This is a genomic window from Marinobacter sp. (assembly GCF_041690455.1).
Classification (GTDB): Bacteria; Pseudomonadota; Gammaproteobacteria; order Pseudomonadales; family Oleiphilaceae; genus Marinobacter.
This window is the reverse complement of record NZ_JAWLHI010000051.1, coordinates 17,525-29,808: the sequence shown is the minus strand read 5'-3', so window position 1 is coordinate 29,808 and position 12,284 is coordinate 17,525. Positions and strand designations below refer to the sequence as shown.

At 62.5% G+C, this 12,284-nt stretch carries 8 protein-coding genes; 4 read left to right on the top strand and 4 right to left on the bottom strand.

The features are described from left to right. From ACESMW_RS13180 to urtA, 4 genes are all read right to left on the bottom strand, one after another. Positions 1 to 394: ATP-binding cassette domain-containing protein (locus tag ACESMW_RS13180; RefSeq protein WP_372987481.1), on the bottom strand; the 394-nt coding region annotated here is incomplete at its 3' end. Continuing rightward, positions 391 to 1,515: an urea ABC transporter permease subunit UrtC gene (gene urtC / locus ACESMW_RS13175; protein WP_372987480.1), complete on the bottom strand. Its 1,125-nt coding sequence runs from the start codon at positions 1,513 to 1,515 to the stop codon at positions 391 to 393. The genes urtC and ACESMW_RS13180, both read right to left, overlap by 4 nt. Before the next feature lie 192 nt (positions 1,516 to 1,707). Further along, positions 1,708 to 3,312 carry an urea ABC transporter permease subunit UrtB gene (gene urtB, locus ACESMW_RS13170; protein WP_372987479.1) on the bottom strand — a complete coding sequence of 535 codons (1,605 nt, stop codon included), beginning with the start codon at positions 3,310 to 3,312 and terminating at the stop codon, positions 1,708 to 1,710. Between the two features lie 88 nt (positions 3,313 to 3,400). Beyond that, on the bottom strand, positions 3,401 to 4,699 hold the full coding sequence (gene urtA / locus ACESMW_RS13165) for an urea ABC transporter substrate-binding protein (protein WP_372987478.1): 1,299 nt from the start codon (positions 4,697 to 4,699) through the stop codon (positions 3,401 to 3,403). Between the two features lie 348 nt (positions 4,700 to 5,047). On the opposite strand from urtA, the gene atzF reads away from it, so the two are divergent. From atzF to ACESMW_RS13145, 4 genes are all read left to right on the top strand, one after another. Beyond that, positions 5,048 to 6,877 (top strand): allophanate hydrolase, encoded by a 1,830-nt coding sequence (atzF, locus tag ACESMW_RS13160; RefSeq protein ID WP_372987477.1) that lies wholly within the window; start codon positions 5,048 to 5,050, stop codon positions 6,875 to 6,877. A 171-nt stretch (positions 6,878 to 7,048) separates the two neighbouring features. Beyond that, complete coding sequence (gene uca / locus ACESMW_RS13155; protein ID WP_372987476.1) at positions 7,049 to 10,681, top strand: urea carboxylase; 3,633 nt, start codon at positions 7,049 to 7,051, stop codon at positions 10,679 to 10,681. Then, positions 10,681 to 11,406, top strand: coding sequence for a GntR family transcriptional regulator (locus ACESMW_RS13150; RefSeq protein WP_372987475.1), 726 nt, complete (start codon positions 10,681 to 10,683; stop codon positions 11,404 to 11,406). The genes uca and ACESMW_RS13150 overlap by 1 nt, the downstream gene beginning before the upstream one ends. Before the next feature lie 552 nt (positions 11,407 to 11,958). Continuing rightward, a complete protein-coding gene (locus ACESMW_RS13145; protein ID WP_372987474.1) occupies positions 11,959 to 12,228 on the top strand; it encodes a ComEA family DNA-binding protein in 270 nt (89 codons plus the stop codon). Positions 12,229 to 12,284: the final 56 nt, after the last annotated feature.

Here is a 12,284-nt window from a genome sequence, read left to right as displayed (position 1 = left end):
TGGCCAGTTCCAGGTTTTCGAACACGGTGAGGGCTTCGAACACCGTGGGTTTCTGGAACTTGCGGCCGATACCCAGGCTCGCGATGTCCGGCTCGTTCATGGTGAGCAGGTTGTGGCGGCTGCCGAACCACACCGAGCCGGTATCCGGCCGGGTTTTACCGGTGATGATGTCCATCATGGTGGTTTTGCCCGCGCCGTTGGGGCCGATGATGCAGCGCAGCTCGCCGTCGTCGATGGTGAGGTTGAGGTTGTTGATGGCCTTGAAGCCGTCAAAGCTCACGTTCACGTCTTCCAGGTACAGGATGGGGCCGTGGCGCACGTCCACCGGCGATTGCACCTGGGTCAGAAACTCGAACACATGCTCGCGGTCGGCCAGTTCCTGAAAAATGCTCATGCGGTGGCCTCCTGCCCGGTGGGTGTGGCGTCATCGGTTTTGGCTTTGCGGCGTTTCTGCAGCAGCCCGGCAATGCCCTTGGGCAGGAACACGGTGACCAGCACAAACAGGCCGCCGAGGGCGAACAGCCAGGCGTCCGGCATGATGCCGGTGAACACGGTTTTGGCGTAGTTCACCAGGATGGCACCGATCACCGCGCCATAGAGCGTTGCCCGGCCACCCAGGGCCACCCACACCACGATCTCGATGGAGAACAGCGGCGAGAATTCGCTGGGGTTGATGATGCCCACTTGCGGCACGTACAGCGCCCCGGCCACACCCGCCAGCATGGCGGAGACCACGAACACGAACAGCTGCACCCGTTCCACCCGGTAGCCCAGGAAGCGGGTTCTTGCTTCGGCATCCCGGCAGGCCACGCTGACCCGGCCCAGCTTGCTGGTCACGATGGCCCGGCAGATCACGTAGCCGATGGCCAGGGCGATGCCGGTGGCGATGAACAGCCCCAGCCTTGTGGCGTCTGTGCGCAGGTTGAAGCCGAGGATGTCGCGGAAGTCGGTCAGGCCGTTGTTGCCACCAAAGCCCATCTCGTTGCGGAAGAAGGCCAGCATCAGGGCGAAGGTGAGCGCCTGGGTGATGATGGAGAGGTACACCCCGGTCACCCGCGAGCGGAAGGCCAGGAAGCCGAACACCAGTGCCAGCAGGCCCGGGGCCAGCAGCACCATGATGAAGGCAAACCAGGCCATGTCGAAGCCATGCCAGTACCAGGGCAGTTCGTCCCAGTTCAGGAATACCATGAAGTCCGGCAGGATCGGGTCGCCGTAGGTGCCGCGGTCGCCGATCTGGCGCATCAGGTACATGCCCATGGCGTAGCCACCAAGGCCAAAGAAGGCGCCGTGGCCGAGGCTGAGGATGCCGAGATACCCCCACACCAGGTCCACCGCTACCGCCAGCAGGGCGTAACACAGGTATTTGCCCAGCAGGGTGACGGTGTAGGCGCTTACGTGCAGGGCGCTGTCCTGGGGCATGAACAGGTGCAACGCGCTGACGATGATCAGGGCGGCAAACAGCACGCCCAGGAAGATTTGAGTAGATGGCTCACGAAAAGGTCTTGTTAGCCACATAACTGGTGTCCCTTCTGGCTAATTATTTGATTCACTGAGCCTCTGAGCGTCTTGAGAGCAAGGCGCAGTGGCGAAGGTTTGGTGGTTCCAAATCGAGGCGCTGCAACGCGGCTATCAAGGCGTTCAGAGGCTCCCGAAGGGCGAGACGCTTGCGTCTCGCAGTGGATTAAAGAATTGGCTAGACGGGACACCCTAGCCCTCCGCCGCTCGGCCTTTCTGGGGGAAGAGCCCCTTCGGCCGTTTCTGAATGAACAGGATGATGAACACCAGCACGATGATTTTCGCGAGCACGGCACCGGCCCAGGGTTCCAGAAGCTGGTTGATGGTACCGAGGGAGAGGCCCGCCAGCAGGGTGCCCCAGAGGTTCCCCACGCCACCGAACACCACCACCATGAAGGAATCGATGATGTAGTTCTGGCCCAGGTTGGGGCCCACGTTGGTGATCTGGGAGAGCGCGACACCGGCCAGGCCGGCCACGCCGGAGCCCAGGCCGAAGGTCATGATGTCCACTTTGGTGGCCTTGATGCCCATGGACCGGGCCATGGCGCGGTTCTGGGTAACGGCGCGCACTTCCAGGCCCAGGCGGGTCTTGCGCATGATCAGCATCAGGCCGGCGAACACCACCAGGGCGAAGCCGATCACGTACATGCGGTTGAGCGTTAATGAGAGTGCCTCGTTGATCATCACCGAGCCGCTCATCCATTCCGGGGTAATCACGGTGCGGTTGAGCGGTGAAATTACGGTGCGCACCAGCTGCTGCAGGATCAGGCTCACGCCGAAGGTAGCCAGCAGGGTTTCCAGCGGGCGGCCCTTGAGGTGCTGGATCACGGTGCGCTCGATGGCGATGCCCGCCAGCGCCGCTCCCAGGAAGCCGGCGGGGATGGACAGGATCAGCGCCAGGCCCGGCTGGCCCGGTAACAATTGCTGCATGCCCCAGGTGGTGTAGGCGCCGAGCATGATCAGCTCGCCGTGGGCCATGTTGATCACACCCATCACGCCGAAGGTGATCGCCAGGCCGATGGCGGCCAGTACCAGCACCGAGCCGAGGGAGAGCCCGAAGTAGAGGGTCTCGGCGGCGCGGTTGAGTTTGAGTTTCTGTTCGATGCTTTCCAGGGCCTTGTTGGCGGCCGCGGCCAGGGCCGGGTCGTCGCTGCGGGCGGCACTCTGCAGGGCGGCGCGGGCCTGGGAATTGAGGCTGCCGGAGAGCACGGCGACCGCGCGGGTGTCGCCCTGCTCTTCCACCTGGTAAATGGCCAGCGCTTCGGTGAGCGCCAGCTGGACGTCGGCGGCGGTTTCCGCCTCGATCAGGTCCGGTAACTGTTCGGCCAGGCCGTCGTCCACATTACCCTTCAGGGCTCGGGCGGCGGTCAGGCGGCTGTCTTCGTCGGGGCTTTTCAGGTCGATGACGGAGAGGATGCTTTCCAGCTCGTTGCGCAGGCTGTTGTTCACGCGGATGGTGTCGATGTCCCGCCGGGAGATCTCACCCAGGCTCTCGCCGGTGGTGGCGCTTTCCACATCCCAGTCGCGGCCCCGGTTGGAGAGCACGATCACGAACTGGCCGGTGGATTCGATACGGGCGAGCTTGTTGGCGGCAAAAGCCTCCAGCCAGGTGCGGGCCCGTTCGTCGCCGGAGCCGGCGATGCGGTTGACCACGTCTTTCTTTTCCGCGAAGGAGGATTCCGCCAGGGCGGTGAGCAGTTGTTGCGCTTCGGAGTCGTCGACCTGGGCGGTGGCCATGGCGGGCCAGAGCAGCAGGCAGACAAGCAGAAGGCGGCTGAGCGATCCGGTGATGCCCATGTGTTGCATCCTGTCCTGTTGTTGGGGGTGAAGCTTGGGATGGGCGGGGACTTGATGCCCCCGCCCCGGGCAGTGTTACCCGGTTGGTTTAGTTGGAGGCGACTTCGGCCTTGCCGCCACAGGTGCCGGTAACCACGTTGAAGTTGCCGCACTTCATGGGCTTGCGCCAGTCACTGATCAGGTCCTTCGAACCCGGCAGGAAGTCAGACCAGGCATCGCCGGCCACGGTGGACGGAGTCTCCCAGACCACGGAGAACTGGCCGTTGTCCTGGATCTCGCCGATCAGCACCGGCTTGGTGATGTGGTGGTTGGGCATCATGGTGGCGTAGCCGCCGGTGAGGTTGGGCACAGTCACGCCGATGATGGCGTCCTTCACCGCTTCCACGTCGGTGGTGCCGGCCTTCCTGACCGCTTCCACGTACATGTTGAAGCCGATGTAGTGGGCTTCCATGGGGTCATTGGTGACCGCGTCTTCCTTGCCGGTGTGCGCTACCCAGGCGTCGATGAAGTCGTAGTTGGCGTCGCTGTCCACGCTCATGAAGTAGTTCCAGGCGGCCAGGTGACCGACCAGCGGGCCGGTGTCGATGCCGGAGAGTTCCTGCTCACCTACGGAGAAAGCCACCACCGGGATGTCGGCGGCGTCGATGCCCTGGTTGGCCAGCTCGCGGTAGAACGGCACGTTGGCATCACCGTTGATGGTGGACACCACGGCGGTCTTCTTGCCGGCGCTGCCAAACTTCTTGATGTCGGAGACGATGGACTGCCAGTTGGAGTGCCCGAACGGGGTGTAGTTGATCATGATGTCATCGGCGGAGACACCGGCATCCTTGAGGTAGGTCTCGAGGATCTTGTTGGTGGTGCGCGGGTAGACATAGTCGGTGCCCGCCAGCACCCAGCGCTCGACGCCGATTTCGTTCATCAGGTAATCCACCGCCGGAATCGCCTGCTGGTTGGGCGCGGCGCCGGTGTAGAAGACGTTCTCGGAGGATTCCTCACCCTCGTACTGCACCGGGTAGAACAGCAGGCCGTTCAGTTCTTCCACCACCGGCAGTACCGACTTGCGGGACACCGAGGTCCAGTTGCCGAAGATCACGTCTACCTTTTCCTTGGCCAGCAGCTCACGGGCCTTCTCGGCAAACAGCGGCCAGTTGGAGGCGGGGTCCACCACCACCGGCTCGAGCTGGCGACCCATGATGCCACCCTCGGCATTCTGCTTTTCGATCAGCATCAGCATGGTGTCCTTGAGGGTCGACTCACTGATGGCCATGGTGCCGGAGAGGGAGTGCAGGATGCCGACCTTGATGGGGTCCTCGGCGGCAATCGAATTGAGGGAGACAGAAAGGGCCAATGCGGAGAGACCCAGCTTCACGTGTTTTTTGATTCTCATGTCGTGCGTCCTTTTCATAGTCGGGTTGTGTGCAGTTCGTCGTAAAACGCACGGGAGCCTGTGCATCTGCTGTTCCAGATCCCATCAATAATCAAACAAAACAATCACTTAACTAGTATACAAGCAGCGCCGCCCTGCCTTGCCCCTGCCAGAACCCCGCCAAATGCCCGGTTTTCTGCGCCAGATTTGGTGCGTTCGCACCGCCCTGGAGCAGACCGGAAAATCACGCCATTCCGCACAAAAACATCAATACATTGATTTTTAAACAATTTACGAAAAATTCCTCAGATGGCACGGGCATTGCCATTGCTCATGTATACAAGTTGGCAACGCACATGAGGATGACCCATGCCTGCAACCCGTGGATGGACAATCAAAGACTGGCAGAACGCCTATAAAGAGGGAGCAGAGCCGGAATCACTGATCGGCTCGCTCCTGGACCGACTGGATAGCAACGACACCGCCTGGATTTCCCGGCTCGACGACGACGGCTTTGCCCGGGCCATGGCCGAACTGGCCGACCGGCTGGAAATGGTCGACGGCGATCTCAGCCAGTTACCGTTTTACGGCATTCCCTTCGCGGTGAAGGACAACATTGATGCCGTCGGCTTTGAAACCACTGCCGCCTGCCCGGCTTTCGCCTATACCCCGGATGAAGACGCGGTCGTTGTCGCCAGACTGAAAGCCGCCGGCGCGGTGCTGATCGGCAAGACCAACCTGGACCAGTTCGCCACTGGCCTGGTGGGCACCCGTTCACCGTATGGTGCGGTGCCCAATGCCTTTAACCGGGAAGTAGTCAGTGGCGGCTCCAGTTCCGGCTCGGCCTCTGTGGTGGCCCGGGGCCTGGTGCCGTTTGCCCTGGGCACGGATACCGCCGGTTCCGGTCGCGTGCCCGCCGGCCTGAACAACCTGGTGGGGCTGAAGCCCACCAAGGGGATGTTCAGCATCAAGGGCGTGGTGCCGGCGTGCCGTTCCCTGGATTGCGTTTCGATCTTTGCCCTGACCGTGAACGATGCCGGTGCGGTCTCCGACATCATGGCCGGGTTTGAGCCCGCCGATGCTTTCTCCCGCAAGGCACCTGCCGCATTGCCGGTGGATGCGGCCGCCATCCGCCGGCCCGGACCCATCCACCGGATCGCCATTCCCGAGCATCCGCAGTTTTATGGCGACCAGCAGGCGGAAGCGGCCTGGAATACTGCCGTCAGCCAGTGGCGGCAGCAGGATGTGGAGATCGTGGCACTGGATTTCGGGCCCATGATGGAACTGGCTGCCCTGCTCTATGAAGGCCCGTGGGTGGCCGAGCGGCATGCGGCGGTGGAGGCGTTCATGGCCGAGCATGAGGCCGAGATGAATGAGGTGGTCAAAGGCATCATCCTGAACGCCGGCAAGTTCAGCGCCACCGACACCTTCAATGCCATCTACCGCAAGGAAGAGCTGATCCGGGAAATTGACGGACTGCTTTCCGACATTGACGCCCTGCTGGTGCCCACCGCGCCGACAGCGCCGACCATCGAGGCCGTCTATGCCGACCCGGTGACCCTCAACAGCCAGCTGGGTACCTACACCAACTTCGTCAACTTTGCCGACTTCAGCGCCCTGGCCGTGCCGGCCGGGTTCCGGGACGACGGCCTGCCGTTCGGCGTCACCCTCATCAGCGGCGCCTGGAAGGACAAGGAACTGCAGACCCTGGCCAGCCAGTGGCTCAATGCCCATCCGACACCCCTGGGCGCAGTGGATAAGCCTCGCCCCAGGGAAGTAGTTACTCACCAACAGGCCGTTCCCACGATTCGTGTGGCGGTGGTGGGTGCGCACCTTTCGGGCATGCCCCTGAACACCCAACTGGTCGAACGCCACGCCACGCTACTGGAGCAGACCACCACCTCCCCCAACTACCGGCTCTATGCCCTGCCCAACACCACGCCGCCCAAGCCGGGGCTGAAGCGGGTGGCGGCAGAGGGCGCCGAGATCATTGTGGAGGTGTGGGAAATGGCCGCTTCCGAGTTTGGTTCCTTTGTAGATCTGATTCCCGCGCCGCTCGGGATCGGCAATGTGGAGTTGGCCGATGGGCGGTGGGTGAATGGGTTTGTTTGTGAGGGGTATGGGTTTGAGGGGGCTCGGGATGTGACCGGGTTTGGGGGGTGGAGGGCGTTTGTGACGGCCGCGAGTGAGGGTGGGTGACGGTGAAGGTGGGGTCAGATGCTGCCCCAGGGGTCTGATGAACTTGTTCATCTGACCCCATGTTCGCCACGCCACCACCAGCCAACCATCAAGCAAGAAAGATAAGAAAGGGGTCAGAAGAAGGCTTTCTTCAGACCCCGGAGCTAACCGCTTACACGGAGATTCCAGACCATGTTTTCCAAAGTTCTGATTGCCAACCGCGGCGAGATTGCCGTTCGCACCATTCGCACTCTCAAGGCCATGGGTGTGGCCAGTGTGGCGGTGCATTCCCATGAGGATCGCCACAGCCTGCATGTGACCAGCGCCGATGAGGCGGTGGCGTTGTCGGGTAACGGTGCCAGCGAGACTTACCTGGACAAGGCGCAGATTCTTGCCGCCGCGAAGCAGACCGGCGCGGAGGCGATTATTCCGGGGTACGGTTTCCTTTCCGAGAATGCCGACTTTGCGGAGACCTGCGAAGCCGAGGGCATTGTGTTCATCGGCCCGACGCCGGAGCAGATGCGGGAGTTCGGCCTCAAGCACCGGGCCCGGGAGCTGGCGCAGGCCGCCGGTGTGCCGCTGGCGCCGGGCAGTGGCCTGCTGGACAGTCTGGACGAGGCCCTGCAGACCGCCGAATCCCTGGGCTACCCGGTGATGCTGAAAAGCACCGCCGGTGGCGGCGGTATCGGCCTGACCCGCTGCGAGAGTGAAGCCGATCTCAAAGACGCCTTCGAATCCGTCCAGCGCCTGGGCAAGAGTTTCTTCAATGACAGCGGCGTTTTCCTGGAGCGCTTCATTGCCCGGGCCCGTCACGTGGAGGTGCAGATCTTCGGCGACGGCCAGGGCAATGTGGTCGCCCTGGGCGAACGGGACTGTTCCCTGCAGCGCCGGAACCAGAAGGTAGTGGAGGAAACCCCGGCCCCGAATCTGCCGGCGGCGACCCGTCAGGCGATGCTGGATGCGGCGGTGTCCCTCGGCCAGTCCGTCAACTACCGCTCCGCCGGTACGGTGGAATACATCTACGACGCCGACCGGGACGAATTCTACTTCCTGGAGGTGAACACCCGCCTGCAGGTGGAGCACCCGGTCACCGAGTCCGTCACCGGCCTGGACCTGATCGAGTGGATGTTGAAGATCGCCGCCGGCGAAAGTCCGGATCTGGCAAGCTTCGAACCCACCCTCAACGGCGCCTCCATGGAGGTACGCATCTACGCCGAGGACCCGCTCAAGGACTTCCAGCCCTCCCCCGGCGAGCTGACTGACGTGTACTGGCCGGAGGACGGCGTGCGCATCGATACCTGGGTGGAGAACGGCAGCGAGGTCTCCAGCCACTACGACCCGATGATTGCCAAGCTGATCGTGTACGGCAAAGACCGGGACGACGCCCTGGCAAAATTGCGTAACGCCCTGGCCGAAACCCGCCTGATGGGCATTGCCACCAACCTGGATTACCTGCGTCAGGTGGTCGCCCAGAAGAGCTTCGCGGATGGCATTGTCTCCACCCGGGCGCTGGAAAGCTTCGAATTCAAACCGTCCGTGGCCGAGGTGGTCAAACCGGGCACCTACACCACGGTGCAGGACTATCCCGGCCGTGTGGGTTACTGGAACATCGGCGTGCCGCCCAGTGGTCCCATGGACGATTACGCCTACCGCATCGCCAACCGAATCGTCGGTAACCACAACGACGCGGCAGGTCTCGAAGCCACGCTCATCGGCCCCAGCCTGAAGTTCCACAAGGACGCGGTGGTCGCGCTTACCGGCGCCCTCACCGACGCCAGCCTCGATGACCAGCCGGTGGCGTTCTGGAAGCCGATTCACGTAAAGGCCGGCCAGACCCTCGCCGTGGGCAAGGCCATCAAAGGTTGCCGCACCTACCTGGCGGTGCGCGGCGGTTTTGATGTGCCGGTGTACCTGGGCAGCCGCTCCACCTTTGCCCTCGGCCAGTTCGGTGGCCACGGCGGTCGGCCCCTGCGGCCCGGCGACATGCTTGGCATCAGCCAGATCAAACTGCCCGCCTGCACCACCCCGGGGCCGACCCACGATCCGGCCCCGGCCGATCCGGATCTGATTCCCGAGTATCCGGACCACTGGGAAATCGGTGTGCTCTATGGTCCCCACGGCGCACCGGATTTCTTCACCGAAAAGTCCATCGAGAAGTTCTTCGAGCAGGACTGGGAGGTGCATTACAACTCCAACCGCCTGGGCATCCGCCTGAACGGCCCGAAGCCTGAATTCACCCGGGACGACGGCGGCGAGGCGGGCCTGCATCCGTCCAACATCCATGACTGCGAATACGCCATCGGCTCCATCAACTTCACCGGGGACATGCCGGTGATCCTGACCAAGGACGGCCCCAGCCTCGGTGGCTTTGTGTGCCCGGTCACCATTGCCAAGGCCGAGCTGTGGAAGGTGGGCCAGGTGAAGCCCGGCGACACCATCCGCTTCGTGCCCATCGATTACGACACCGCGGTGAAACTGTCCGAGCGACAGGAACTGGCGATCAAGAGCCTGATGGCGCCGCCGGCGGTTGATCTGGTCGCGCCGGAACTGGCGCCGGTGAACGACCTGTCCGCCACGATCCTGGCGCATCTGGATGAGACCGAAGGCCGGCCGGAAGTCACCTACCGCCAGGCCGGGGACCAGTACATCCTGCTGGAATACGGCCCCAACGTGATGGACCTGGGCGTGCGCATGCGTATCCATGCCCTGATGGAGGCCATTGCCGACGTGCAGCCTAGCGGACTACTGGAACTGTCGCCCGGCGTGCGGTCCCTGCAGCTGCGCTACGATTCCCGCATCCTGCCGCAGCTCGCGCTGATGGAATACCTGCTCGATCTGGAAGGCACCCTGCCGCCTACGGACGAACTCAAGGTCCGCAGCCGGGTCATTCACCTGCCCATGGCCTTTGAGGACAGCGCCACCCTGGAGGCGGTCGACAAGTACCGCCAGTCCGTGCGGGACACAGCGCCCTGGTTGCCCAACAACGTGGACTTCATGCAGCGCATCAATGGCCTGCCCAGCCGGGAGGACGTTCGCGATGTGCTGTTCTCGGCGCGCTATCTGGTTCTGGGCCTCGGCGATGTCTATCTCGGTGCCCCCTGCGCCGTGCCGCTGGATCCGAGGCACCGCCTGCTCACTTCCAAGTACAACCCGGCCCGGACCTACACCGCCGAGGGCACCGTGGGCATCGGCGGCGTTTACATGTGCATCTACGGCATGGACTCACCCGGCGGCTACCAGCTGGTGGGCCGCACCCTGCCGATCTGGAACAAGTACCTGAAGAACCCCCAGTTCGCCGAGGGCGCGCCCTGGCTGCTGCGGTTCTTTGACCAGGTGTGTTACTACCCGGTGACCGAGGACGAGCTGACCGAGATGCGGGATCAGTTCCGGGCCGGCAAGCTGACCATCAGGATCGAGGAAGAAACCTTCGACCTGAACTCCCACCGGGCTTTCCTGGACGCCAATGCGGATTCCATCGCGGAGTTCCGCAAAATGCAGAAGGCGGCCTATGCCAAAGAAGTGGCCCTGTGGAAAGAGAGCGAGGCGGAAGAACTGGACCGGTTGGCGAAAGCACCGCCGAAGCCGGATGCCTCGGCGCTGGAGCGTTTTGGTGAACTGGTCAGTGCCGAGATTGCCGGAAATATCTGGAAGTGTCTGGTGAAACCGGGGGATACCGTGGCCGAGGGCGATCCGCTGATGATCGTCGAGGCCATGAAAATGGAGTTCGAGGTAAATGCGACCCTGTCGGGGAAGATCAGTGCCATGCATGTGGAACCGGGCAAGGCGGTGACTCCGGGAGAGCCCCTGCTGAGTATTGAAATCTGATGGCAGCAAATGGAAAACGCAAAGAGTCCATGGCGGACCGGGTCTATGAGGCCCTGAAGGACGACATCTTCGAGTTCCGGCTGATCCCCGGTGACAAGTTCAGCGAGGGAGACGTCGGTACCCGCCTGAGTGCCAGCCGGACGCCGGTGCGGGAAGCCCTGTACCGGTTGCAGCGGGAGGGCTATGTGGAGGTTCTGTTCCGCAGCGGCTGGCAGGTGAAGCCGTTTGATTTCCGGCAGGTGGAGGAACTCTACGATCTGCGGATCACCCTGGAACGGGCCGCCATGCACAAGATCTGCGCCCTGCCCGAGGAACCGCCGGCAGTTCGCACCCTGACCGCCATCTGGAATCCGGATCATCCCTCCGAGCGGGCGGTGGGCAGCACCGTCCGGGCGCTGGACGAGAGCTTCCATTGCGACCTGGTGGCCGCCGCCGGCAACCGGGAAATGACCCGGATTCATCGGGAAATTACCGACCGGCTGCGGATTATCCGCCGGCTGGATTTCACGAGGGATGATCGGGTGGATGCGACCTATGTGGAGCATTCGCAGATTCTGGGAGCCCTGCGGGCCGGGCATGCCAGCGATGCTGCCGACCTTCTGACTCGACATATTCGGGCCAGTCAGAAGGCAGTGCGGGAGATTACCATGGAGCGGATTCGGGAGGCGGCGGAGCTGCATCGGCGGGTGGCTGCCGGGGGTGGAGGTGAAGATGGGGTCAGATGAAGGCTTTCATCTGACCCCGGAGGCAGCGCCGACCTTGGGGTGGCATGTCGACCTCGGGGTGGCGGTGAAGTGAAGTTGGGGTCAGATGAAGGCTTTCATCTGACCCCGTTTTCATTCTTTCCCCTAATCACGCGGCTTACATCGGCGTAAGACATATCTCACACATCACGGAGCGATTATCCGATTTTGCTACAGACCATCCTCGATAGAATAGGAATTGTCAGGGATGACAAGCCGGCAAGGATCGTTGGCTCAAGGATGGAAACTCCACGGATCAGGAGTTACCCGAAGGATCGGGACTACAGGGATGAACGCAAGGATGAAGCGCTCAGGATGATGCGCAGCCTGATGGATCAGGCAAGGGTCAGCCACGGATATTGGGTCCACAGGGAGCGTGGCCCAGTCCGTGCACTTCCGTTTTCGGAACGCCTTCCTTACACCTCATCACCTCCGGACCTTTATTCTCGCCTCTCTACCGAGCCTGCGCCTGTGCGGCATGACGTCCTGGCAAACAACCATAACGACGTTATTCAATCTCAGGAGTATGCTCACATGAAAAGAACCCCGATTATCGCCACGCTGGTACTGCTGTTCAGCCTGTTCACCGGTTTCGCCCACGCCCAGGACGCCACCGTGAACATCAACACCGCAGACGTAGCCACCCTGGCAAGCCTCAACGGCATCGGTGAAAGCAAGGCTCAGGCCATTGTCGAATACCGCGAGGCGAATGGCCCCTTCGCCTCCACCACCGATCTCTCTAACGTTAAAGGCATTGGTGCACGGACTGTGGAGAAGAACGCAGACCGCCTCAGCGTAAAGTAGGATTCAACGAGGGTGGCGCAAGCCACCCTGTCACTATCGGCAACTGGCAAAGAATG

Excerpts from the sequence above, each read along its gene's own strand:
- urtC (WP_372987480.1), bottom strand. The coding sequence starts at position 1,515 with ATGTGGCTAACAAGACCTTTTCGTGAGCCATCTACTCAAATCTTCCTG.
- urtB (WP_372987479.1), bottom strand. The coding sequence starts at position 3,312 with ATGGGCATCACCGGATCGCTCAGCCGCCTTCTGCTTGTCTGCCTGCTG.
- urtA (WP_372987478.1), bottom strand. The coding sequence starts at position 4,699 with ATGAGAATCAAAAAACACGTGAAGCTGGGTCTCTCCGCATTGGCCCTT.
- atzF (WP_372987477.1), top strand. The coding sequence starts at position 5,048 with ATGCCTGCAACCCGTGGATGGACAATCAAAGACTGGCAGAACGCCTAT.
- uca (WP_372987476.1), top strand. The coding sequence starts at position 7,049 with ATGTTTTCCAAAGTTCTGATTGCCAACCGCGGCGAGATTGCCGTTCGC.
- ACESMW_RS13150 (WP_372987475.1), top strand. The coding sequence starts at position 10,681 with ATGGCAGCAAATGGAAAACGCAAAGAGTCCATGGCGGACCGGGTCTAT.
- ACESMW_RS13145 (WP_372987474.1), top strand. The coding sequence starts at position 11,959 with ATGAAAAGAACCCCGATTATCGCCACGCTGGTACTGCTGTTCAGCCTG.